This is a genomic window from Stenotrophomonas sp. 05N37, assembly GCF_056397365.1.
In genome coordinates this window covers 1,274,775-1,299,263 of sequence record NZ_JBFTNG010000001.1, presented here as the reverse complement: position 1 = coordinate 1,299,263, position 24,489 = coordinate 1,274,775, and the positions used below count along the sequence as shown (strand labels likewise).

Genomic DNA, 24,489 nt, shown 5'->3' with positions numbered 1-24,489 from the left:
CGCGCGTCAGTCCAGCACGACCACATTGTTGCGCTGGGTCACTTCGGCCCCCCCGTCGGCCAGCATCACCCGCACGCGCAGGCCGCGGTGCTTTCCCGACGGCAACGGCAGGCTCAGCGTATGGGTCTTCGGCAACAGGTCGCTGGGCGCGGCCATCGCCGGCACGTCGGCACGCGCGAGTTCGCGGCCGTTGCCGTCCTCCAGCAGCGCCACGCCTGCGCCAGTGCCCACATGCCCCAGGCTGTGCACGGTTACCTGCACCTGGCCGGCGTCCACGCGTACATCGCCGCGGCCGATGCCCAGGTCCGGGCGCTGCTCGACCGGCTGCCCGGCCTGCACCAGTTCGAACTCGAACACCTGTGCCTGCCCCGGCACGAACCGCAACGTGGTGGACGCGCTGCGTTCGAGCGCCAGCTCACGCACGCTGGCCTTGCCGTCGATGCGGTCATCGCCATCGCGATCCACGCCGCTGGTCATCCGCCACTGCCCCGCCGTGACGTTCCAGGCGGTCATGTCCGCATCCACCGCACGCTTGCCGAGGTTGTAGGCGATCACCTTGAAGCGCGCCGGCGACGGCGCGTGCACCAGCAGCGCCACCTGCTCGGCGGCATCGGGCTGGGCGAAGCGCCAGCTCACGGTGTGCCCCGGCCAACTCTGGTTGCGCTTGAGCGCGATACCGCCGAGCCGCGCGCGCTGCAGGAACTCGCTCGGCGCTTCGACCCGGTCGGACCACCAGTGGCCTTCGGTATTCATGTACTCGCGCTGCGCCTTGGCCTGGATGCCGTCGGCGTGCAGGGCTTCGAGGTATTTCTTGTCGCCACTGGCCTGCCACGCCATCAGGCTGGAGAAGCCGGTGTTGCCGGCGTCGGCATCGGCGATCAGGCGTGGGTTCCATTCCGCGCCACGGCCCAGTACTTCCACGTAGTTCTCGCCCAGGTTGGCCAGCGCGCCGGGGCCGCCGCGTTCGACGCGGTAGTCCAGCGCCTTGAGGTACCTGGCGTCGCCGCTCCAGCGCCACGCGGCCCAGAAGGTATGCATGACATCGCCACCGCCGGAACCGTTGTTGAGCTCGCCGCCACGGGTCTTGCCGGTGGCCCAGCTGATCTCGTTGGGCAGGGTCCAACGGCCTTTGTCGTCGGTGTAGGCGTGGGCCAGGTAGCTGTCGGCCAGCCCGGTGACGAGTTTGCGGCTGGTGGCATCGGCGTTGTACTGGCCGACCAGGAACGCCGGATGCAGCGCGGGGAACGAGTACGGCTTCTGCCACTGCCAGTTGGGTTCGCGGTAGACCTTGTTGCCGCCGTACCAGTTGCTGGAGAACAGCAGGTGGCCCTGCGGGTTGGGCAGGATGATGCGTTCGTCGAACGCCTTCACCGTCTCCATCAGCCGCTCGACGGTGAGCGGGTCGCCCCAGTTGAGGTAGAGCATGGCGCTGTTGGTGTTGATGCCTTCCTCGTAGGCATGCAGTTCGTCGGTCTCGATGCTGCTCAGGCCGTTGCTGAACATGCCATTGCGGTACACCGCATCGGACAGCGCGGTGAGCGAGGCATTGAGCCGGTCCGGCTGCACGCCCATCAACGCCAACCCGGGCCATTGCTGGGTGAGGTCGGAATCATCGGAGATGCCGCCACCGAAATCGCCGTAGGCGATCTGGCGGTTGTCGATCCACCAGTCCACGAAGCGGCGCACGTACTTCAGGTCCTCGGTCTGGGCGAACGCCCACTGCGGCACGCCCTTGGGTGCTACCGGCGCGGTGAACGGCGGTTTGCCCTGGCTGTTGTAGCTGATGTAGTTCCAGTAAAGGCGGCCGAGTGCGTGGTCCGGGTCGACCCGCAGCAGATCGGTCAGGTCGGCGTAGACGCGTGCATACAGGCGCTGGCGCTTGGACGTGGTGTGCTCTTCGACCAGGAAGCCCCAGTTGTCGCGCGCCTGGTTGAAGCGGTCGGCCACGTGTTCCTGTTTTGCCGCTTCGCGATCCTTGTAGACCATGCGGATCTCCGCACCGTCCAGCGAGGTGGCATTGAAGCCCGGCGCGGCCGAGGCGATGGACACCCACAGGCTGTCGGCGGTGAGGATGCGGTCGCGCAGGTCCAGCCACAGCGTGCGCCTTTCGCCCGGCTTGACCGATACCGACACATCGATCATGTCGCGCGCCGGCCAGATCGGGTCCTTGATGCGGATGTTGAGCGGGATCAGGCCGTTGTTGGTCGCCGGCAGATCCAAGGCGGGCAGGTCGATGGCCACGCCATCCAGCCCGTCGTGCATGTTCTCCCAGCTGTAGGCCCAGCTGCGGATCAGCGGCTGGGCAGCCGGCGCGTCGCCCACGCCCGAGGGAATCAGCACGTGCACGATCGGCAGCGGCTGCGCGGGCAGCGTATCTGCGCTGCGGCGGCGCGAACCGGCGCCCTTGGGCAGGGCCATCACCGTGCTGCGTTCGGCCACCGGGAAGCGCCCGTCGATGTACTGCCGCAGGCTGGCGATGTTGAGGTAGTCGGGCAGGGCCTGGCTGTCGATGACATAGCGCTGCTTGACCGTGCCGGCGGGCTCGGCCGCCGCACCGACGTCGTAGGCCCAGATTTCCTGGATCGGGGTTTCCTGTTCGGTATTGCGGAAATGCAGTACGCCGCCGGTCTGCGCGGGGATGTCATCGACGCTGCGCACCACGCCCTGGCGGCGCTGCAGCAGCGGCGTCGGCGGTTGGCCGTCGTCGCTGTGGCTGAGCGAGCCGAACGCAGCGCCGCGCACTTCGATGCGGTTGACTGTCTCGCCCGCCGGCAGGGTCAGGTCGAGCTGCTTCCCGCCGTCGACGTAGGTGTTCCAGTCCGGCAGCTGGAAATAGTCGTTGCGGCCGGGCAGTCGCGAGCGGTTGTAGACGCCGGGCCAGGTGGTCTCGGCGATGCCGTCGGTGGCCTTCCACATCCACTGCTTGTGGTCCTTGGTATCGGCGAACTCGACCTTCCGGATGCGCGTGGTCGGTGCGGTCAGCGCCGGTGGCGCCGCGCTGTCCCAGCCGAAGCGATGGCGCCAGGCACGCATCGGATCGGGCGCGGCCACGGCCGTGATCGGTGCCGTATTGCGTGCCAGCGCAGCCATGCCGGCCGGGTCGAGCAGGCGATCGTAGACGCGGATCTCGTCCAGGTCGCTGCCACGCAGGAAGTTGTAGCGGCTCTGCACCTGGTAGGGCGCCATCACCCGCCCGGCCAGGCCCAACTGGTCGAGCGCGGCGTCGTAATCGGCAGTGGTGTCCTGGCGTGCCACTTCCTTGCCGTCGACGTACAGGCGTACGCCGTGGTCCTCGTCCCAACCGAAGGCGATGTGCTGCCACTGCTGCGGCGAGGGGGCATGGTCGAGCGCGAAGGAAACCCGCGTGCGCGCGAGGTTGGCGTCGGTGACGAACGCGTCGAAGCCGTGGCCGTTCCAGTCGATGCGCAGCCAGGCCATGTCCCAGCTGCTGTGGTCGGCGTAGCCGACCCGGAAGATCACGAACGGCGCTTCACCCACCGCATAGCGCGGGCGCCAGAAGAAGCCGAGCGTGCCACGCTGGGCCTGGATGTTGCCGGGCGCGTTCCACGCGAGCACGCCGTCGTCTTCCCACTGGATCGCCGATCCGCGCGCGCCATCGGGCACGCGTTTTACCTTGTCCAGGAAATTGGGGACCGCATCGCCCTGCGCGGTGTCGGCGGTGAAGCCGTTGTCGGCCGAGACGTGGAACAGCAGCTGCGGTGCCGGCTGTGCCCAGGCCCCGGCGCTGCCTCCCAGCAGCATCCACAGCAGGCTGGCCGAAAGACGGGTGCGACGGAGCGAACGGACAGCGTGCAGCGGCATGGCAGGTTCCTTTCGACAGCTCAACGTTACGGCGGTGGCGCGGGGAGCTGGATCGACGGCAGTGCCAATGCGCTGCGTGCGGGCGCGCAGCCTCCCCGCCGCGTGTCCTGCACGCAACGCACGCTAGCAAAGCCGACGTTCCCCAACATCTTGCGACGCAACAGCGGCGGCGCGATCGCTCACGCCGCCGCCGTCTGGCGTGGATCAGAACTTGTAACGCACGCCGAGCATGAATTGACGCCCCGTCTCGGTGTACTGCAGCGGTAGCTGGCCGGTGGACGGCGAGTAGACCCACTCGTCGCTGGCTTCGTTGGTCAGGTTCATGCCTTCCAGGCTCAGCTCCAGCTTCTCGTTGATCGCGTAGCGGATCGAGGCGTCGATGAAGGTGGTGCCGGTCATGCCGTGGTAGCCGTCGAGGTTGAAGCCGGCTTCCGTACCCGTCACCTGGGTCAGGTAGTCGTCGCGGTTGGTCGCCGAGACGCGGCCGGAGAACACCTTGCCCTCGTAGAACAGCGTGGCGTTCCACGAGTTGCGCGACAGGCCGGTGAGATCGGCCTTCAGCACCGGCTGGCCGCTGGAGTTGATGTACTGGATCTGCGAATCGACCCAGGTGTAGTTCAACTGCACGCCCAGGTTGGACCACTTGCCCGGCAGGAAGGTGAACGGCTGGGTGTAGTTGACTTCCACGCCCTTGAGCTCGCCGCCCGGCGTGTTCACCGGCTTGGTGTAGGTGAAGTCGCTGTCCGGGCTGGCGCCGGTGCCGATCAGCAGCGCGTCGGGCAGGCCGCTGAAGCTGTACGGGTGGGTTTCGCGGGTGGTCTGGATGAAGGTCTCGATGTCCTTGTAGAACAGACCGACACCGGCCATCGCGCCTTCGGCGAAGTACCACTCGAAGCCGAGGTCCACGTTGGTCGCGCGGATCGGGTCCAGGTCCGGGTTGCCGGTGGCGATGGTGCGCGCCGCGCCGGCCACGGCCACGGTGGAACCGGGGGTCAGGTTGCCCAGGCCCGGACGGCTCATCACCTTGGCCGCGCCGAGGCGGATCAGGAAGTCCGGGGTGATTTCCGCCACCAGGTTGAACGAGGGCAGGGTGTCGTCGTAGGTGCGCTCGGCGGTGGTGGACACCGTGGTGGTGGTCAGCGTGGACAGGCCGGTGGCGGTCTGCTTCGTGCGCACATAGCGCACGCCGACGTTGCCCGAGAACGGGATGCTGCCCAGCTCGGTGGAGAACTCGCCCATCAGGTAGCCGCCACGATCCTCTTCGTCCACGCTGCGCACGTTGTTGGCGCGCGGGGCGACGGCGAAGATGCCGCTGTTGCTGTAGATGTCGAACTGGTCGGCGATCGCGTCGAGGTTGGGCACTACCCAGTTGTTGGGGCTGCCGGTGATGCCCTTCAGGCCTTCCTGCTGGGTCATGTCCACCGGCACGATCTTGCTGCCGTTGGGGAAGTTGGGCACGGCCAGCTCGCTGGCGCGGCGCAGCTCGACCGTCTTGAAGGTGTAGTTCTTGGCCAGGATGCCGCCCTTCAGGCGGAAGCCGGGGCTGATGTTCCAGTTGAAGTCGATCTGGCCGGTATCGAAGTCATTGTCCACGTACTGCGGGCGCAGGCGGATTTCGGCCAGTTCCCAGCCCGCCGGATTGGTCGGGTCGATGCCGTAGTTCAGCGTCGGGAACCGGCTGTTGCCCCGGTAGTCGTAGCTGTAATTGTCGACGTCGTACTTGTCCATGATGATCGTGGTCTGGATCGGGTTCTCGTGCTTGGAGCGCGAGATGCCGACCTTGCCGGACAAGGTGAAGTCATCGCCGAAACGGTGCTGGCCGTTCAGTGCGATCTGCTTGAATTCGGTGCTCCACTCGTCATGGCGGTTTTCGGTGCGGATGTCGACGTTGTCGAACTCACCGTAGACCAGGGCGTTGTTCTCGATCGCGCCGTTCTTGACGATCATCGCCGGCTTGCCGACCAAGCGCGGGGTGGTGCTGGTGCCGCGGCTGAAGGAAATCGCCTCGATGTAGTGCTCGTCGCGCTTGGCGTCGATCTTGGAGTACAGCGTGTCCAGCGAGATTTCGGTCGATTCGGTCGGCTTCCACTGCAGGGTGCCGGTGACGCCCAGGCGCTTCTGCTCGTGTTCCATCTGCACGTAGCGCGGGAAGCGCGGATGGTAGACGTTGGCACTGCGCGCGGCGGCGAACGGCGAGGCGGCGTTGAAGTTGTTGTTGCTCGGGCCGTTGGCCCAGCGGCCGGTGTTGGAGCCTTCCTCCAGCGCCTGGCGCTCGGAGTAGGCCACCGACAGCAGCGCGCCGAAGGTGCCATCGGCGAAGGTGTTGGAGATCAGTGCGGCCACGCGCGGGTCGGCCTTTTCGGCCATGGCGTTGTAGCTGGCCTGGCCGCTGGCGGCGAACGTGAAGCCGTCGTAATCGAACGGGCGCGCGGTGCGCAGGTCCACGGTGGCGCCCAGCGAGCCTTCCTCGACATCGGCCGAGGCGGTCTTGCGCACCAGCAGCTGCGAGAACAGGTCCGAGGCGAACACGTTGAAGTCGAAGCCGCGGCCGCGGTTGGTACCGCCGCTCTGGTCGCCGGCGCCGACGGTGGTCAGCGCTTCCATGCCGTTGATGCGCACGCGGGTGAAGTCCGGGCCCAGGCCACGCACGGAGATGTTGCGGCCTTCGCCGGCTTCGCGGGTGATGACCACGCCGGGGATGCGCTGCAGCGATTCGGCCAGGTTCAGGTCCGGGAACTTGCCGATGTCTTCGGCGACAATCGCATCGACCACGCCGGCTTCGCCGCGCTTGATGTCCAGCGCCTTCTCGACGCTGGCGCGGTAGCCGGTGACCGTGACCGTGTCCAGGTCGGTGGGCGTTTCCTGGGCCAGCGCGGTACCACTCAGCGCCAGGCCGATCGACAGGGCAAGCAAGGTAACCGGTGTCTTTTTCTGGATGTTTCGAGATTGCATGTTTTCCCTCTCCCAAGGTGCTACATGAAACAGCTATCCGGCGACATGTCAGTGCAATGACACCGCTGGTCAGGGCGGACGTTAACAGCCCGCTCCAGAAGGAGCATCTTGCAGCGCAACAGATTTTGAATGTCCCCTGGAGGCTTGCGGGACAATGCTTTCGACATTCCGCCCGGTGGAAGGCTGGCGCCGCAAGGCTAGAATGACACCGCTAGCCATTCCGCTTGGGCGGCTTTCCACCGGCCCTGGCCTTCACAAGGATCCACCACCATGAGTCGTGTCGTCTGTTTTGGAGAATTGTTGCTGCGCATGAGCGCGCCCGGCCGTGAGCTGCTGCTGCAGAGCGCGCAGCTGGCGGTGCACGCCGGCGGTGCGGAGGCCAATGTCGGCGTCTCGCTGGCGCACCTGGGGCACGCGGTGGCGATGGTCAGCACGCTGCCGGACAACCCGCTGGGCAGCTTCGTCGCCGGCGAACTGCGCCGGCACGGCGTGGACACCGGCCACGTGCGGGTGCGGCCGGGGCGCATGGGCCTGTACTTCCTCACCACCGGCGCGGTGCAGCGCGCCAGCGAAGTGGTCTACGACCGTGCCGACTCGGCGTTCGCCAGCGGCAGCGCCGCCGACTACGACTGGGACGCGCTGCTGGTCGGCGCCGACTGGCTGCACCTGTCCGGGGTCAGCCCGGCGCTCAACCCGGCGATGGCCGAGGCCACGCTCGCCGCGGCGCGCGCGGCCTGCGCGCGCGGGGTGAAGGTGTCCTTCGACGGCAACTTCCGCCCATCGCTGTGGGCGCGCTGGCAGGGCGACGCGGCCGGCATCCTGCGCGACCTGTTCGCCTGTGCCGACGTGGCCTTCGCCGACTACCGCGACATCGGCGTGGTCCTCGGCGGGGACTTCCCGCAGGCGCAGCTCGCCGAGCGTGTCGATGCGGCGGCGGCGCAGGCGTTCGCCGCCTTCCCGCGGCTGCAGTGGATGGCCTGCACCCAGCGTACGCCGCACAGCGTGGACAACCATGCGCTCGGGGCGATGCTGCTCGGGCGCGACGGTACCCGTGCGGTGGCACCCACGCGCGAGATGATCGGTATCGTCGACCGCATCGGCGGTGGCGATGCCTTCGCCGCCGGCATCCTGCATGGCATGATGCGCGGCTTCGCGCCGGACGCGATCGTGCGCTTCGGCCTGGCCGCGGGCTGCCTGAAGCACTCCATTCCCGGCGACTTCAACCCTGTCAGCGAGGCTGACATCATGGCCCTCACGGGCGAGGAGCGATTCGATGTCCGGCGCTGATCCGCGCGTACGCGCAGTCCTGAAACTGGCCCCGGTGATTCCGGTGTTCACCCCGGAAAGCGTCGACGATGCCGTCGAGGTAGCGCGCGCGCTGTTCAACGGCGGGCTGCCGGTGATCGAGGTGACCCTGCGTACGCCGGTGGCGATGGAGGCGATCAAGGCGATGGTGGACGCCGTGCCCGACGCGGTGGTCGGCGCCGGCACCGTGCTCAGTGCCGCGCAGATGGAACAGGTGAAACAGGCCGGTGGCCGCTTCGCGGTGGCCCCGGGCGCGACCCCGCGGCTGTATGCCGCCGCGCGCGATAGCGACCTGCCGTTCCTGCCCGGCGTCGCCACGTCCTCCGAACTGATGCTCGGACTGGAACAGGGCCTGGATACCTTCAAGTTCTTCCCGGCCGTGCAGGCCGGTGGTGCCGCGATGCTCTCGGCCTGGAACGGGCCGTTCGGCGACGTGAGGTTCTGCCCCACCGGCGGGATCAGCGCGCAGACCGCGCGCGATTTCCTGCACCTGCCCAACGTGCTGTGCGTGGGCGGTTCCTGGCTGACCACGCGGGCGCTGCTGCAGGCCCGCGACTGGGCCGGGATCGAACAGCTGGCGCGCGATTCGGCCGCCCTGGTCGGCTGAGGCGGAGCGCCGGCTCAGCGCCGGTGGGCGGCCTCGCCGAGGCGGCGGTACAGGGTGCTGCGGCTGATGCCCAGCGCCCGCGCCGCCTGCGCCACATTGCCCTCACTGGCGGCCAGCGCGTCGCGCATCGCCGCCAGGGTCATCGCCTGCAGTCCTGCGTCAGCGCCACGCGCCGGCGCCACCGCTGGCGCGGGCATGCGGACCTGGGCCGGCAGTGCGTCCAGGCCGATGGCCTCACCGGGTTCGCTCAACGCCACCAGCGTGCGCAGGCACGCGCACAGTTGGCGTACGTTGCCTGGCCAGGCATGCGCGGCCAGCGCCGCCTGCGCCGCGGGCTCCAGCACGCGGCCCTGGCCCAGGCGTGCCCACAGCCCGGCCACCAGGGCGGGGCGGTCGGCATGCTCGCGCAACGGCGGCAAGGTGACGGTGTGGTCGGCGATGCGGTAGTACAGGTCGCTGCGGAACCCGCCGGCCTGCATGGCCTGGTCCAGGTCGCGGTGGGTGGCGCAGATCAGCGCGAAATCCAGTTGGACCGGCTTTCCACCGCCCAGCGGCGACAGCGTGCGTTCCTGCAGGACCCGCAACAGGCGCGGCTGCAGGGCCAGCGGCATGTCGCCGATTTCATCCAGGAACAACACCCCGCCCTGCGCCTGGCGCAGCAGGCCCGGGCTGCCTTGCCGGCGCGCACCGGTGAACGCGCCCTCTTCGTAGCCGAACAACTCGGCTTCGATCAGGCCCTCGGGCAGCGCCGCGCAGTTGACCGCCACGAACGGCTTGCCGGCACGCATGCTGCGCCGGTGCAGTTCACGCGCGACGACGTCCTTGCCGGTCCCGGTCTCGCCCTGCAGCAGTACCGGTAGCTGCGCATCCAGCACGCGGCAGGCCCGTTCCAGCACGCGCTGCTGGTCGGCATCGAACAAAGGCGTGGCATCCACCGGGGCGACACGGCGCGGCGGCACCGGCAAGGCGGCGGGCGCACGCCCGGGGGCAGGTACCCGCGACGGCGCGTGGCTGCGATCGTCCAGGTGACCGTACAGCGCGCGGCCCTGGCGGTCGATCAACGCGCCATCGTCGTGCAACCGCGCCAGCGGCCCATCGAACAGCGCCGCATACGGTGCGTGGCCGATGTCGGCATGCTCCAGCCCGAACAGCGCCAGCCCGGCGCGGTTGGCCGCCACCAGCCGCCCGCTGCGGAAGCCGAGGATGCCTTCGCGGGCGGTGCCCAACAGGGCCGCATCATGGTGAAGGCGCAGCAGCTGGCAATCGGCCAGCCCGCTGTCGAAGTAGCGGTGCTCGATGTGCGCCACGGCCTGCCGCGCCAGGACCCGGGCATGCAGGTGCTGCAGGCGCGCGTCCCCGGAGATGTCCAGCACGCCCACGCGCTGGCCGTAGGGGTCGAAGATCGGCGTGGCCGAGCAGGTCAGGATGCCGTGCGGGGCGAAGTAGTGTTCGCCGCCGCGCACTTCCACCGAGCGGCCTTCGACGATCGCGGTGCCGATCGCGTTGGTGCCCACCGTGGTCTCATCCCAGCGCACGCCCGGCATCAGCGCCACGCGCCCGGCTTTGTCCAGGAAGCCAGGATTGCCTTCTGCGTCGAGGATCCAGCCATCCTCGTCGGTGAGCAGCACGATGCTGCCGGCCGCGGCGATATCGGCCGCCAGGCCGTCCAGCTCCGGGCGTGCCAGGCGCCACAGCTTCTGCTGGCGCTCGCGCAGTTCGCGCAGGCGCGCATCCGGCAGCGGCTCCACCTCCGGCTGCGCATCCACCGACAAGCCGCCACGCAGGCAGCGTTGCCACGACTGCAGGATGGTATCGGGGACGATGCCGACCGGCGCCGCGCCGCGCTCGAAGAACGAGCGGCGCGCATTGCCGACGCGGTGCTGGAGCGGAAGCTGGGACACCTGATTCTCCAGTGTCGCACTCTGCGACAGTTGTAGCGGGACCTGTTCCGATAAACAGCACAGCCGGCGTTACCGCGCAATGACCTGCCGTGCTGCACTGCCACAGATTCGATGGGTCGAGTGCGGCACCGCACCGCATGAGCGGGTGCCGCAGTGCAGCAGGGCAAAGCTGGCATCGTCCTTGCGGCAGGGAAGGGACCCCGATGGGCCTTTCCACCTCTGCCGGAGACACCCCGATGAACGCTGTCACGTCCGCCAAGCCGCACGCCACCGATCCCCAGTCCATCTTCAAGCCGCGCTACGGCAACTACATCGGCGGGGAGTGGGTGGCCCCGCGCAGCGGCCAGTACTTCGAGAACACCACCCCGGTGACCGGCAAGGTGTTCACCGAGGTGGCGCGCTCCAATGCCGAGGACATCGAGGCCGCCCTCGACGCCGCGCACGCCGCCAGGGCCGCCTGGGGCCAGACCTCGACCACCGAGCGCGCCAACATCCTCAACCGGATCGCCGACCGCATCGAAGAGAACCTCGAGCTGCTCGCGCATGCCGAGACCTGGGACAACGGCAAGCCGATCCGCGAGACGCTCAACGCCGACGTGCCGCTGATGGCCGACCACTTCCGCTACTTCGCCGGTGCGGTGCGCGCACAGGAAGGCAGCCTGTCGGAGATCGACAAGGACACCGTCGCCTACCACTTCCATGAGCCACTCGGCGTGGTGGGGCAGATCATCCCGTGGAACTTCCCGATGCTGATGGCCGCCTGGAAACTCGCCCCGGCGCTGGCGGCCGGCAACTGCGTGGTGCTCAAGCCGGCCGAGCAGACCCCGGCCTCGATCCTGGTGCTGATGGAGGTCATCGGCGACCTGCTGCCCAAGGGCGTGCTCAACGTGGTCAACGGCTTTGGCGTGGAGGCGGGCAAGCCGCTGGCCTCCAACCCGCGCATCGCCAAGATCGCCTTCACCGGCGAGACCACCACCGGCCGTCTGATCATGCAGTACGCCAGCCAGAACCTGATCCCGGTGACGCTCGAACTGGGCGGCAAGTCGCCGAACATCTTCTTCGCCGACGTGATGGCCGAGGACGATGACTTCCTCGACAAGGCCGTTGAAGGCTTCGTGCTGTTCGCCTTCAACCAGGGCGAGGTGTGCACCTGCCCCTCGCGCGCGCTGATCCAGGAATCGATCTACGAGAAATTCATGGAGCGTGCGCTCGCGCGCGTGGCCGCGATCAAACAGGGCAATCCACTCGATCCCACCACCATGGTCGGCGCACAGGCCTCCTCCGAGCAGTTGGAAAAGATCCTCTCCTACTTCGACATCGGCCGGCAGGAAGGTGCGCAGGTGCTGATCGGCGGCGAGCAGGCCAAGCTCGACGGCGACCTGGCCGGCGGCTTCTACGTGAAGCCGACGGTGTTCAAGGGCCATAACAGGATGCGCGTGTTCCAGGAGGAGATCTTCGGGCCGGTGGTCTCCGTGACCACGTTCAAGACCGAAGAGGAAGCGCTGGAGCTCGCCAACGACACCCTGTACGGCCTGGGTGCCGGCGTGTGGAGCCGCGATGCCTCGCGCCTGTACCGCATGGGCCGCGGCATCCAGGCCGGGCGGGTCTGGACCAACTGCTACCACGCCTACCCGGCGCACGCGGCCTTCGGTGGCTACAAGCAGTCGGGCATCGGTCGCGAGAACCACAAGATGATGCTCGACCACTACCAGCAGACCAAGAACCTGCTGGTCAGCTACTCGCCGAAGAAGCTGGGCTTCTTCTGAGCCCCCGGTTGATTCCGATCAAGGCGCCGGCATGAGGCCGGCGCCACAGTGCCGTCATTGGCAATCCACGGAGATCCACGCATGAACAAGACCATGAAGGCCGCGGTCGTCCGCGAGTTCGGCACGCCGTTGCGCATCGAGGAGGTCGAGGTGCCGCGTCCCGGCCCGGGCGACATCCTGGTGAAGATCGAAGCGTGTGGCGTGTGCCACACCGACCTGCACGCGGTCGACGGCGACTGGCCGGTCAAACCCAATCCTCCGTTCATCCCCGGCCATGAAGGCGTCGGCCACGTGGTCGCGGTGGGTGCCGGTGTGCGCCATATCCGCGAAGGCGACCGCGTCGGCATCCCGTGGCTGTACTCGGCGTGCGGCCACTGCGAGCACTGCATGGGCGGGTGGGAAACCCTGTGCGAAGCCCAGCAGAACACCGGTTACTCGGTCAACGGCGGCTTCGCCGAATACGCCCTGGCCAACGCCGATTACGTGGGCCTGCTGCCCAAAAACGTGGGCTTCATCGAGGTGGCGCCGATCCTGTGCGCCGGCGTCACCGTGTACAAGGGCCTGAAGGTCACCGACACCCGGCCCGGGCAGTGGGTGGTGATCTCCGGGATCGGCGGGTTGGGCCACATGGCCGTGCAGTACGCCAAGGCGATGGGGTTGAACGTGGCGGCGGTGGATATCGACGATGGCAAGCTTGCGCTGGCCGAGCGACTCGGCGCGACGATCACCGTCAACGCGCGCAACACCGACCCGGCCGCCTTCCTGAAGAAGGAGATCGGCGGTGCGCATGGCGCGCTGGTCACGGCCGTCTCGCCGAAGGCCTTCGAGCAGGCGCTGGGCATGGTCCGCCGTGGCGGCACGGTCTCGTTGAACGGCCTGCCGCCGGGCAACTTCCCGCTGGATATCTTCGGCATGGTGCTCAATGGCATCACCGTGCGCGGCTCGATCGTCGGCACCCGGCTGGACCTGCAGGAATCGCTGGTATTCGCCGAGCAGGGCAAGGTGGCCGCCACGGTCACAAGCGATTCGCTGGAGAACATCAACGATATCTTCGCGCGCATGCACGCCGGCAAGATCGAGGGCCGCGTGGTGCTGGACATGAGCGCGTAACCGGCTGCGCGTTGCCGTCCTGCGTCGCTCCCCTCTCCCGGCGGCAGCAGGACGGCAGCGCCGGTTCTTCCGTCCTGCCGGCCATGGGCCGGCGCCCATGGCACCCCGATCATGACCGACCTCCCGCTCCAGGTAATGGCCACGCTGCCGGCGTTGCGACTGATCGAGACGCTGCAGGCTCGCCATGGCGACCTGCTGTTCCACCAGTCCGGCGGCTGCTGCGATGGCTCCTCGCCGATGTGCTTCGCGCAGGGCGACTTCATCGTCGGCGATCGCGACGTGCGGCTGGGGGACATCGGCGGCGCGCCGTTCTACATCAGTGCCTCGCAGTTCGAGTACTGGAAGCACACCCAGCTGATCATCGACGTGGTGCCCGGGCGTGGCGGCATGTTCTCGCTGGAGAACGGCGAGGGCGTGCGCTTCCTGGTGCGCTCGCGGCTGTTCAGCGATGCCGAGTTCGCCCGGCTCAGGGCCGCCGGCAAGGCCTGAGCCGGCGCAGGCGTCCATAATGGGCGCCCTGCCCGTGCCCTGGATCGCCATGTCCGCGTTGTCGCTTGCCAAGACCGCCGTGCTCTCCGTGCTGTGCGTGGTGGTGGCGCTGTTCGTGCTCGGCATGGTCAGCGGCGCCGCCGGCTGGATCGCGCCGTGGATCGGGCTCGGCGAGGGCGGGCAGGCACGGCTGGGCTGGGACCTGGCCTGGACCATCCTCGGTGGCGCGGCCGCCACCGCGTTCGCCGCGCGCTATGCACCGAAGGCGCCCTACGTGCACGGGGGCGTGGTCTGGGCGGTGATTGCCGCCGCATCGGTCTATGCGGCCTGGGACCTGGGCAGCGAGTTCCCGTTCTGGTTCGTGGTGGTGCTGCTGGTCTCGCTACCGGTGCAGGCGGCCGGGATCTGGCTGGGCGCGCGCTGCCGACCGCGTTGAGGGTCATGCACGGCGAGGCAGGGCCGCCTCCGCGCGCGTGTCCGGAAGGCGGGTGGAAGGGCGACGGTGCTGCGGTGGATCAGGCCCCGGGCAGGACCTGCTTCACCGTGTCGATGCCCTCCCACGGGTCCTGCTTCAACCGCTGCGCCCGCTGCAGGGCCTTGGCCAACGGGAACGCATCCGGTGCGCTTACCCGGCCCAGCTCTTCCCAGCGCAGCGGCACCGCCACGCCGGCACCGGGCCGCGCGCGCAGCGACCAGGAACACACGCTGGTGGCACCGCGCGCATTGCGCAACCAGTCGATGAAGATCACCCCCGTGCGCTTGGCCTTGCTCATGGTGGCCACGTAGCGGTCCGGGGCATGCTCGGCCATGGCCTGCGCGAAGGCCTCGCAGAACACCTTGGCCTGCGCCCAGTCGGCCTTGGGCTGCAATGGCACCACCACGTGCACGCCCTTGCCGCCGGACAGGCGTACGAAGCTCTGCAGGCCGGTCTCCAGCAAGCGGTCGCGGATATCGCGTGCGGCGGTCTTGACCTGCGCCCAGCTGACGCCCTCGCCAGGGTCCAGGTCGAACACCAGCCGGTCCGGGTGCTCGGGGTCGGCCACCGTGGCGCCCCATGGGTGCAGCTCCAGCGTGTTCATCTGCACCAGCTGCAGCAGGCCCTGCACATCCTCGATGTAGAGGTAGTCCTCGCGCCCGCTCTTCTGTTCCAGCGGGATGGCCTGCACCGCCTCGCCCAGGCCGGTGCCGTGGTGCTTCTGGAAGAAGCAGGGTTTGTCCACCCCATCCGGGCAGCGCAGCAGCGACAGCGGCCGGCGCGCCACCTCGGGCAGGATCCACCGTGCCATCTGCCGGTAGTAGTCGGCCACCTCGCCCTTCGTGATTTTCGCCTTGGCGAACACCACGCGCTCGGGGTGGCTGATGTTGACGTCACCCGCGTCGTCATCGGCACCGCGGGTTGCCGCCGCGGCGCTGGCCTTGGTCCGGGTCTTGCTGGCGTGGGGTTTTTTTTCGGCGGTAGAGGCTTTCCGCGCGCCGCCCAGATCTTTCGCGGCCTTGTCCTCGCGCAGGCGCTTGAAACTGGCCTGGCGCAACAAGCCTTCCTTGGCCCAGCCGCGGAAGGCAACCTCGGCCACCAGTACCGGCGCCACCCAGTGCACGCTGCGCGCGGGGAACGGCACATGCGCGGGCAGGGTGACCGCCGCATCGTCCACGGCCAGGGCGGCGAGCTGCCGGGTCAGCGTGCGCAGCAGCGCATCGTCGAACCCGGTGCCGACACGGCCCACGTAGCGCAGGCCGCCCTTGTCCGGGGTGGCCATCAACAACGAACCAAACCCGCTGCGTGCGCCCTTGGGTTCGGTGTAGCCGACGATCAGGAACTCATCGGTGTTCTCGTGCTTGATCTTGATCCAGGCCGGCGATCGCGCGTTGACGTAGGCGGCATCGATGCGCTTGCTGATGATGCCTTCGAACCCGGCATCGCCGCTGGCCGCGAACACCTCAGGCCCGTGATCGATCACGTGCTCGCTGTAGGCCAGCGTGCCGGGCGTGGGGCCGATCAGGTCCTTGAGCAGCGCCTTGCGTGCCAGCAACGGCGAGCGGCTGATGTCCACGCCGGCAAGGCCGGGCATGTCGAATGCCACATAGCGCAGCGGTTGTTTCGCCGTGCCGTCGATGACCTTCTGCAGCGCGGTGAAATCGCTGCGACCCTGCGCATCCAGCACCACCAGCTCGCCGTCCAGGCGCAGGTCGCGCACCGGCAGCGCCGACAGCGCCTGCACCACTTCGGGGAAGTCATCGGTCCAGCTCAGGCCACCGCGCGAGCGTAACGACACCACGCCATCGCTGACCTCGGCCAGCAGGCGGTAGCCGTCCCATTTGATCTCGTGCAGCCAGCCATCGCCGTCCGGGGCGGTGGCGCGGTGATCGGTCAACTGCGGCTTGAAGCCGGGCGGATAGGGTGTGTCCCGCGCGTCCGGGAGCGCCAGCGCGCGCGCGTGCCAGCGCGCGTCGGCCTTGCGCACCGCCGGTGCCTTGGCGGCCTTCTTCACTGCCTTGCCGGTGCCAGCGCGGGGCGTCGAGGCGGCCGTCCGCTTGCCAGCCGTACGCCGTGCAGGCGCCGTATCGAGCAGGTCGTCGGCCTCCGCATCGCGTGCATCGTCATCGTCGCGTTTGATCAGCAGCCACTGGTGCTGCTTGCCCTTCATCGCGGTACGCACCAGCTTCCAGCCGCCCTTGAGCCGCTCACCGTGCAGGACGAAGTCGAGCTTGCCGGCGGCCATCGCCTCGAGCGGATCGCCGTCGCACGCCCAGGTGCCGTGGTCGTACACATCCACGTGTCCGGCGCCGTAATGGCCGGTCGGAATATCGCCTTCAAACGTCGCATAAGACAGCGGATGGTCTTCCACTTCCACGGCCAGGCGCTTCTCGCCCACGCGCAGCGACGGCCCCTTCGGCACCGCCCAGCTCTTGAGCACGCCATCGGCTTCCAGGCGAAAGTCGTAATGCCGTGAACTGGCGTGGTGCAGCTGCACCACGAAGATCGGGCGGCGTGCCTGTGCGCCGCGACGCTCGGCGTCGGGTTCGGGCGTGCCATCGAAACGGCGTTTGCGACGGTATTCCTGCAGTGACATGTGCGCTTATCCGGCCTTGCGCGTGGTGCTGCGCGTGGCGGTCTTTTTGGTCGCCTTGGCGGCTTTCCCGGCAGGCTTGGCCTTTTTCGCCGCGGCCTTCTTCGCCGCCGGCTTCCTGGGCGCGGCGGTCACCGCCGTCTTCTTCGCCGGCGTGCGCTTTTTCGCATCCAGGCTTTTCTGCAGCAGCGACATGAAGTCGACCACGTTGGTGGCATCGTCCTCGCGCGGGACAGGCTCGTCCTCCACCCGGGTGGTGCCGCCTTTGGATTTGATCCGCTTGGTCAGCAGCGTCTGCAGGCGCTCGCGGAACTCGTCGTGGTAGTCATCCGGCTTCCACTCACCGGACATCGAATCGATGAGCTGCTCGGCCATCGCGGTTTCCTTGCTGCTGATCCGGTACTCGGCCAGGCTGCCGCTGGGCAGCTTGTAATCGTCCGGGTCCACCAGCTCCTGCGGGTAGCGCAGGATCATCAGCACCAGGCCGTCGCCGTGTGGCATCACCGCGCACAGGTACTCGCGCGTGCGCACCACCACCCGGGCGATGCCGACTTTTCCGGTCTTGCGCAGCGTCTCGCGCAACAGCACGTAGCCCTTCTCGGCCTTTTTGGCCGGCACCAGCAGGTAGGGCTTCTCGTAGTACCGCGGATCGATGGTGGTGGCATCGACAAAGGTTTCCACTTCCACCGCCTCGTGGCTCTCCGGCGCGGCCGAGCGGATGTCGTCCTCTTCCAGCACGACGTAGCTGCCCTTGTCGTACTCGTACGCTTTCACGATGTCCTTCCACGGCACTTCCTCGCCGGTGTCCGCGTTGACCCGCTCGAAGCGGATCGGCTTGCGGTCGCGCGAGTCGAGCATGCGGAACTGCAGGTCGACCTTGCGTTCGCCCGACATCAGCGACACCGGGACGTTGAGCAACCCGAACGACAAGGTGCCGGTCCAGATCGGTCGGGCCATGGCGGTGCTACTCCAGCGTGGTAGAGAACGCAGCTGTACCCCGGCCCACGTGAAACGCCCGTGTCCGCACCGTGCAGGTGCCCTTTACGCGCTACTGCAGCAGGCCGTGCACCGCCGTGGCCGGCATGTGGTCCAGCGCCAGCCAGGCGTCCTCGACGATGCCGCGCGCCTGCGCCCAGCCCAGCCGCGACTGCCCGCGCATCTGTTCCCAGTGCTCGGCCAGCTCGCCATCGGTGTCATCGCTGCCGCGCGGCCAGTCCGCGTAATGGGTGGTAAGCGCGAAGGCATACGCGGGGTACAGGTCGCGCCAACTGCGGTGGCCGTGGCCGCGCCGCTGCTCGTAATCGTTGCGCATGTACTGCAGGTAGTCCTGGGCCACCGCCTGGGCTTCCTCGGTGCGGTCGCGGCGCACGCGACGCGCGCTCCGGACCGGCTCCAGGTAGGCGTGGAACAGCGCGGGGGCGGCGCGGCGGTCGAGGCGGGGCATGGCACGACTCCGGCAGTGCGTGGGGCAGGCAGGAATAGCCCCGCCGCCGTTAGCCAGCCGTGACAGATCCGTTCAAAGCGGGCGATTCGCAGGGACTTCACCTGGCAAGCGCTGTAGTGGTTGCCCCCGTCCTGGAGATACCCCCATGCAACGCGATCCACTGCGCGAAGCCACCACGCCCGTTCCAGGCGAACAGCGCGCCAAGCACGACAACCAGGACGCCGAGGACCGCGGCGCCGGCATGCCCGCGCCCGCCGACCCGGACCACCTGCCGGTGGTCGCCGGCCCCAGCCATGGCTATCGCGACCGCAAGGACCCCACCGGCACCCCGCACCCCGGCGGCCGCGAACACCCCGAGCAGCGCCAGGCCCGCAAGGACCACGCCAGCGACAACCAGGACGAGGCACTGGACGAGACCTTCCCGGCGAGCGACCCCACCTCGCCGTTCGTGCCGGCCAAGGTGCCGCGCTGACCCACCCGCCGGCGCCGGCTCAGGCGCCGGTCACGGCGCCCACTGCCACTGCAGGCCGACGCTGTAACGGCGGTCCGGGCCCGGCTCGAAATAGCGCTGGTTGCCATCGTTGACGATGACCGAGCCGATGTAGCGCTGGTCCAGCACGTTGTCGATCCCGGCGAAGGCGCGCAGCGTGCCTTGGGCGGTGCTCCAGCGGCGCGCCACTTCCAGGTTCAGCAACGCGTATCCAGCGGCTTTCTCGGTGGCCAGGTCGTTGACCACGGTGTCGCTGGAGGCCACCACCTCGGCGGCCCACTGCCAGGGCCCGGGCCGGTACTGCAGACGCACGTTCCACTGCTGCTGGGGTACCCCGGGCAGGCGCGCGCCGGCGGCGACGGTCGTGCAGCCGGAGCTGCCGCACAGCGGATACGGATCACGCACCGTGGCCTCGATCCAGGTGTAGGCCAGCGACAGGTCGGCCTGCGTGCCCAGCGGTTGCGCATAGCGGGCCTCGGCACCCTCACGGCGGGTGCGGCCGATGTTGCGGTAGGTGCTGCGGCCGCCGCTGTTGCTGGCCACCGCCAGCTCGTCATCGGTATCGGCGCGGAACAGCGCCGCCTCGACCTGCGCGCCGCTCTGCGCATGCCACTTGCTGCCCACCTCCACGTTGCGGCTGCGCGCGGCGGACAGGTCCAGCGCCAGCCCGGCCTGGCCGTCGGCGCGATAGCCCAGCTCGTTGAAGGTCGGCGTCTCGAAGCCCCGCCCGGCCGAGGCGTACAGCCGCCAGGCGTCGCTTGCACGGAACACCACCCCGGCGACCGGGGTGGTGGCGTCGTAACGCCGCGAACCGCTGTCGTCGGGGTTGCCGGCGGTGATGTAGTGATCGCTGGAGCGGAACCGCACCGTGCTATGCCGCACGCCGAGCAGCAGCGACCAGCGCGGCGCCCACCGCCACCAGGCCTGGGCGAACTGGTCGACGTTCTCGACGCGGTCGGCCTGGTCGCGACGCAGGCGTCCCTTGATGCCCACCTGATCCCCGACGAAGTTCTCGTAACCGCGGCGATCCTGCGCCTGTCGGTCGGCATTGGCGCCGATCACCAGATCCAACGGCCGCCCGGCCCAGTCGCCATGCCAGCTCCAGCGCGCATCCACGCCACCGTAGTCCCCGTCCAGGTCGATCACCCCGCCGGCATGCAGCGGGTTGGCCTGCGGCGCCGGCGGGATCGCCAGGAACTGCTCGACGCTGCGCTGCCCGGCGTAGCCCATCGCGCGCCAGGTGTGGGCGCCGTCGGTACGGGTGAAGACCAGCCCGGCCTGGGCCTGGCGCACCGATTTGCGGGTGTTGTACTGCGTGGCCACCGACGTGGCCTGGCGCGGGTCGGCGTTGACCTGGGCCCGGCTCAGCCCCAGCGGGTCCTGCGCGTCGGGCGAATCGAAGTAGTTCAGGACCAGGTCCAACTGGCCGCCGCCCACGTCGGCCCCCAGCCGTGCATTGAGCGATTCGCGCCGCGCGGCGCTGTGCTCGCGCCAGCCATCGGTGCGGAAATGGTTGGCCGCCACGTTGTAGCGGATCGGCCCCTGCTGGCCGCGCAGCTGCGCGCCGGCGCTGACGGTGTTGTCGCTGCCGGTGTCCAGGCGCAACCGCCACGGGTCATCCGCTGCGCCCTCGGCGCTCCAGACCTGCACCACGCCGCCGGAGGAGTTGCCATACAGCGCGGAGAACGGGCCCCGCAGCACCTCCACCCGCTGCGCCGAGAGCAGGCTGGCGTGGGAGAGCTGGCCCTGGCCATCGGGCATGGTCGCCGGCACCCCGTCGACCAGCACGCGCACGCCGCGCACGCCGAAGGTGGAGCGCGCACCGAAGCCGCGGATCGACAGCTGGGTGTCCTGCGCATAGTTCTGGCGATCACGCGCGACCACCCCGGGAATGCCTCCCAGCACCTCGGACAGCTGGGCCAGCCTCCCGTTGGCCTCGTCATCCAGCCACACCGTGGTGAGCGACGCCGGCAGGTCCACATCCTCCACCTGCTGTACCCGCGCGGCCTGCACCTGAACGGTGGGCAGTCGCTCCACGGGCGGGGCACCGTCGGCGGGGGGTGCAGCCTGTGCCAGGTTCGGCAGAAACACCGCCGAAAGCAGCGCGCAGGAGGGAACGAACGGGGGCAAACGGCGCATACGGTACGAGGTCCTCGGCGGGGTGGGGGCCGCACGCCATGGTACGGGAAGCGGTTGTGACGGCGGCCGCCGCGCCCTCGGCGTGGCTTTGTTACGATGGGTCGGTTTTGGCTGATTCTGCCGCAACCTGCGTCGCGACATCCTCCCCCTTCCGTCATCCGAATGAGTACCGCCGTGTCCTTCTTTGCAAATGTGGAACTGGTCCCAGGCGACCCGATCCTGGGCCTGACCGAGGCATACAACGCCGACAGCCGCCCGACCAAGGTCAACCTGGGTGTGGGCATCTACTACGACGAGAGCGGCCGCATTCCGCTGCTTCGCGCCGTCAAGCAGATCGAGCAGCAGCTGGCCAATGACGCCAAACCGCGCGGCTACCTGCCGATCGACGGCCTGCCGGCCTACAACCAGGCCACCCGCGAACTGGTCTTCGGCAAGGATTCGCCGCTGCTGGCCGCCGGCCGCGTGGCCACCTCGCAGACCATCGGCGGCAGCGGTGCGCTGCGCGTCGGCGCGGACCTGCTGCACAAGCTGCTGCCGCACGCCACCATCGCCATCAGCAACCCGAGCTGGGAAAACCACCGCGCCGTGTTCGGCGCCGCCGGCTTCGAGGTCGTCGAATACAGCTACTTCGATCCGTCCACCCATGGCGTGGACTTCGACGCCATGCTGGCCGACCTCGGCAAGCTGCAGCCGGGCACGGTAGTGCTGCTGCACGCCTGCTGCCACAACCCCACCGGTGCCGACCTCACCCTGGCCCAGTGGAAGCAGGTGGCCGAACTGCTGAAGGACCGCCAGCTGTTCCCGTTCATCGACATGGCCTACCAGGGCTTCGACAAGGGCATCAGCGAAGACGGCGCCGCGGTGCGCATCATCGCCGAAGCCGGTATCGACAGCTTCGTGGTCGCCAACTCGTACTCCAAGTCGTTCTCGCTGTACGGCGAACGCATTGGCGCGCTGTCGGTGGTGGCCCCGGACGCGACCGCGGCCAAGGCCGTGCAGTCGCAGGTCAAGCGCATCATCCGCACCATCTACTCCAGCCCGTCCAACCACGGCGCGGCGCTGGTGGCCGGCGTGCTCAACAGCACCGAACTGCGCCAGGTGTGGGAAGCGGAACTGACCGAGATGCGCGAGCGCATCCACGCCCTGCGCCACGGCCTGGTGGAGAACCTCGTCGCCGCCGGTGCACCGCAGTTCGCCTTCATCAACGACCAGGCCGGCATGTTCTCGTACTCGGGCCTGACCCGCCCGCAGGTGGACCGCCTGCGCGACGAGTTCGGCATCTACGCCGTCGGCACCGGCCGCATCTGCGTGGCCGCGCTCAACCAGGGCAACCTGGCGTACGTGGCCCAGGCCGTGGCGACCGTCGCCAGGGGCTGATGCGTTCGGTAGTGCAATGAAGAACGGCCGCCTTGTGCGGCCGTTCTGCTGTTCGCCGCGCGGTGGGACGGGGAGGGACGGGGAGGGACGGGATGGGACAGGACGCGGCGGGACTGGACTGGACGGGGCGCATCCCTGGTAGAGCCGAGCCATGCTCGGCTGCTCTTGTCCCTCGCGAAAGGCAGCCGAGCATGGCTCGGCTCTACCTGGCGTTGTGCCGTATCCCCGCCTGCCTCGTAATGCCGTGGATGACCGGCGACAGTAATGAAGACCGGCCGCCTCGTGCGGCCATTCTCTTGTTCGCGGCGGGTCGGGTCGCGGCGAGATGCGGCGGATCGGGTCCGGTCGCGGCGGCGCGCATCCCAGGTAGAGCCGAGCCATGCTCGGCTGCTCTTGTCCCTCGCGAAAGGCAGCCGAGCATGGCTCGGCTCTACTTGGCGTTGTGCCGTATCCCGCCTGCCTCGTAATGCCGTGGATGACCGGCGCCAATAATGAAGAGCGGCCGCCTCGTGGGGCCGTTCTCTTGTTCGCGGCGGATCGGGTCGCGGCGCGATGCGGCGGATCGGGTCCGGTCGCGGCGGCGCGCGGCCCAGGTAGAGCCGAGCCATGCTCGGCTGCTCCTGCTCCGCGCGAAAGGCAGCCGAGCATGGCTCGGCTCTACCTGGCTTTTTGCCGAATCCCCGCCTGCCTCGTAATGCCGTGGATGACCGGCGCCAATAATGAAGACCGACCGCCTCGTGGGGCCGTTCTCTTGTTCGCGGCGGATCGGTTCGCGGCGCGATGCGGCGGATCGGGTCCGGTCGCGGCGGCGCGCATCCCAGGTAGAGCCGAGCCATGCTCGGCTGCTCTTGCCCCGCGCGAAAAGGCAGCCGAGCATGGCTCGGCTCTACCTGGCGTGGTGCCGTATCCCCACCTGCCTCGTAATGCCGTGGATGACCGGCGACAATATGGCCCCCAAACGTCTTTGGCAGCCACAGTCCATGTCCCGTACGTCGCTTACCCGGTACCTGATCGAAGAGCAGCATGCCGGCCGCATCAACGCCGATCTGCGCCAGCTGATCGCCGTCGTCGCCCGCGCCTGCACCAGCATCTCCATCGCGGTCAGCAAGGGCGCCCTGGGCGGCGTGCTTGGCGAGGCCGGTACCGGCAACGTACAGGGCGAAGCGCAGAAGAAGCTCGACGTGATCAGCAACGAGATCCTGCTCGAGGCCAATGCCTGGGGCGGCCACCTCGCCGCCTGCGCCTCGGAAGAAATGGACCACTGCCAGCCCGTCCCGGACACCTACCCGCGCGGCGACTTCCTGCTCCTGTTCGATCCCCTCGACGGCAGCTCCAACATCGACGTCAACGTCTCGGTCGGCACCATCTTCTCCGTGCTGCGCTGCCCGCCGGGCACCGAGCAGCCCAACGATGCCAGCTTCCTGCAGCCAGGCACCGCGCAGGTCGCGGCCGGCTACTGCATCTACGGCCCGAGCACGCAGATGGTGCTCACCGTCGGCCACGGTACGCACGCCTTCACCCTGGACCGCGAGAAGGGCGAGTTCGTGCTGACCACCCCGGACATGCAGATCCCGGCGGACACCCAGGAATTCGCCATCAACATGTCCAACCAGCGCCATTGGGAAGCCCCGATGCAGGGTTACGTGCAGGACCTGCTGGCCGGCAAGGAAGGCGCGCGTGGCAAGAACTTCAACATGCGCTGGATCGCCAGCATGGTCGCCGACGTGCATCGCATCCTGACCCGCGGCGGCATCTTCATCTACCCGTGGGACAAGAAGGATCCGTCCAAGGCCGGCAAGCTGCGCCTGATGTACGAAGCCAACCCGATGGGCCTGCTGGTGGAGCAGGCCGGCGGCGCCGCCACCACCGGGCGCGAGCGCATCCTGGATATCCAGCCCGACCAGTTGCACCAGCGCGTGCCGGTGTTCCTCGGTTCGCGGCATGAAGTGGCCGAAGCCACCCGCTATCACCGCGAGCACGACAGCGCGCAGGGCTGATCGCCATCGACGGGGCCGATGC

At 68.6% G+C, this 24,489-nt stretch carries 16 protein-coding genes; 9 read left to right on the top strand and 7 right to left on the bottom strand.

Annotation, left to right across the window (positions count from 1 at the left end):
- Positions 1-6: 6 nt before the first annotated feature.
- Both AC1DGC_RS05615 and AC1DGC_RS05610 read right to left on the bottom strand, forming a co-directional pair.
- Positions 7-3,822 (bottom strand): LamG-like jellyroll fold domain-containing protein, encoded by a 3,816-nt coding sequence (locus tag AC1DGC_RS05615; RefSeq protein ID WP_478047385.1) that lies wholly within the window; start codon positions 3,820-3,822, stop codon positions 7-9.
- Positions 3,823-4,026: 204 nt separating this feature from the next.
- Positions 4,027-6,774, bottom strand: coding sequence for a TonB-dependent receptor (locus AC1DGC_RS05610; protein WP_259207975.1), 2,748 nt, complete (start codon positions 6,772-6,774; stop codon positions 4,027-4,029).
- Between the two features lie 270 nt (positions 6,775-7,044).
- Between AC1DGC_RS05610 and AC1DGC_RS05605 the strand changes: the two genes are divergently transcribed.
- Both AC1DGC_RS05605 and eda read left to right on the top strand, forming a co-directional pair.
- The gene (locus AC1DGC_RS05605; protein WP_478047384.1) at positions 7,045-8,061 is read left to right on the top strand and encodes a sugar kinase; all 1,017 of its coding nucleotides are present in this window, start codon (positions 7,045-7,047) and stop codon (positions 8,059-8,061) included.
- Positions 8,048-8,686 carry a bifunctional 4-hydroxy-2-oxoglutarate aldolase/2-dehydro-3-deoxy-phosphogluconate aldolase gene (eda, locus tag AC1DGC_RS05600; RefSeq protein WP_478047383.1) on the top strand — a complete coding sequence of 213 codons (639 nt, stop codon included), beginning with the start codon at positions 8,048-8,050 and terminating at the stop codon, positions 8,684-8,686. The genes AC1DGC_RS05605 and eda overlap by 14 nt, the downstream gene beginning before the upstream one ends.
- A gap of 14 nt (positions 8,687-8,700) precedes the next feature.
- On the opposite strand, the gene AC1DGC_RS05595 is transcribed toward eda, so the two are convergent.
- Positions 8,701-10,587, bottom strand: a complete 1,887-nt coding sequence (locus AC1DGC_RS05595; protein ID WP_478047382.1) for a sigma-54-dependent Fis family transcriptional regulator — start codon at positions 10,585-10,587, stop codon at positions 8,701-8,703.
- A gap of 236 nt (positions 10,588-10,823) precedes the next feature.
- Here AC1DGC_RS05595 and adh point away from each other — a divergent pair, with 236 nt between their 5' ends.
- The 4 genes from adh (at position 10,824) to AC1DGC_RS05575 (ending at position 14,388) form a co-directional block, all read left to right on the top strand.
- Entirely contained in the window at positions 10,824-12,353 is a 1,530-nt protein-coding gene (gene adh / locus AC1DGC_RS05590; protein WP_478047381.1) for an aldehyde dehydrogenase, read from the top strand.
- A gap of 81 nt (positions 12,354-12,434) precedes the next feature.
- The gene (gene adhP, locus AC1DGC_RS05585; RefSeq protein ID WP_478047380.1) at positions 12,435-13,463 is read left to right on the top strand and encodes an alcohol dehydrogenase AdhP; all 1,029 of its coding nucleotides are present in this window, start codon (positions 12,435-12,437) and stop codon (positions 13,461-13,463) included.
- 111 nt (positions 13,464-13,574) lie between these two features.
- Positions 13,575-13,952, top strand: a complete 378-nt coding sequence (locus AC1DGC_RS05580; RefSeq protein WP_394164354.1) for a DUF779 domain-containing protein — start codon at positions 13,575-13,577, stop codon at positions 13,950-13,952.
- Positions 13,953-13,971: 19 nt separating this feature from the next.
- Positions 13,972-14,388 (top strand): hypothetical protein, encoded by a 417-nt coding sequence (locus AC1DGC_RS05575; protein WP_259207993.1) that lies wholly within the window; start codon positions 13,972-13,974, stop codon positions 14,386-14,388.
- 79 nt (positions 14,389-14,467) lie between these two features.
- Here AC1DGC_RS05575 and ligD read toward each other — a convergent pair whose 3' ends face one another.
- The 3 genes from ligD to AC1DGC_RS05560 all read right to left on the bottom strand — a co-directional run bounded on the left by ligD (position 14,468) and on the right by AC1DGC_RS05560 (position 18,464).
- Positions 14,468-17,023 (bottom strand): DNA ligase D, encoded by a 2,556-nt coding sequence (ligD, locus tag AC1DGC_RS05570; protein WP_478047379.1) that lies wholly within the window; start codon positions 17,021-17,023, stop codon positions 14,468-14,470.
- Positions 17,024-17,029: 6 nt separating this feature from the next.
- The gene (gene ku / locus AC1DGC_RS05565) at positions 17,030-17,977 is read right to left on the bottom strand and encodes a non-homologous end joining protein Ku (protein WP_478047378.1); all 948 of its coding nucleotides are present in this window, start codon (positions 17,975-17,977) and stop codon (positions 17,030-17,032) included.
- 91 nt (positions 17,978-18,068) lie between these two features.
- Positions 18,069-18,464 (bottom strand): hypothetical protein, encoded by a 396-nt coding sequence (locus AC1DGC_RS05560; RefSeq protein WP_394164351.1) that lies wholly within the window; start codon positions 18,462-18,464, stop codon positions 18,069-18,071.
- 145 nt (positions 18,465-18,609) lie between these two features.
- Here AC1DGC_RS05560 and AC1DGC_RS05555 point away from each other — a divergent pair, with 145 nt between their 5' ends.
- Complete coding sequence (locus AC1DGC_RS05555) at positions 18,610-18,936, top strand: hypothetical protein (RefSeq protein ID WP_259208002.1); 327 nt, start codon at positions 18,610-18,612, stop codon at positions 18,934-18,936.
- A gap of 30 nt (positions 18,937-18,966) precedes the next feature.
- On the opposite strand, the gene AC1DGC_RS05550 is transcribed toward AC1DGC_RS05555, so the two are convergent.
- The gene (locus AC1DGC_RS05550; protein WP_478047377.1) at positions 18,967-21,093 is read right to left on the bottom strand and encodes a TonB-dependent receptor family protein; all 2,127 of its coding nucleotides are present in this window, start codon (positions 21,091-21,093) and stop codon (positions 18,967-18,969) included.
- Positions 21,094-21,267: 174 nt separating this feature from the next.
- Here AC1DGC_RS05550 and AC1DGC_RS05545 point away from each other — a divergent pair, with 174 nt between their 5' ends.
- Positions 21,268-22,470, top strand: a complete 1,203-nt coding sequence (locus AC1DGC_RS05545; protein ID WP_394164349.1) for an amino acid aminotransferase — start codon at positions 21,268-21,270, stop codon at positions 22,468-22,470.
- 980 nt (positions 22,471-23,450) lie between these two features.
- Positions 23,451-24,467 carry a class 1 fructose-bisphosphatase gene (locus AC1DGC_RS05540; RefSeq protein ID WP_394164895.1) on the top strand — a complete coding sequence of 339 codons (1,017 nt, stop codon included), beginning with the start codon at positions 23,451-23,453 and terminating at the stop codon, positions 24,465-24,467.
- Positions 24,468-24,489 lie beyond the last annotated feature (22 nt).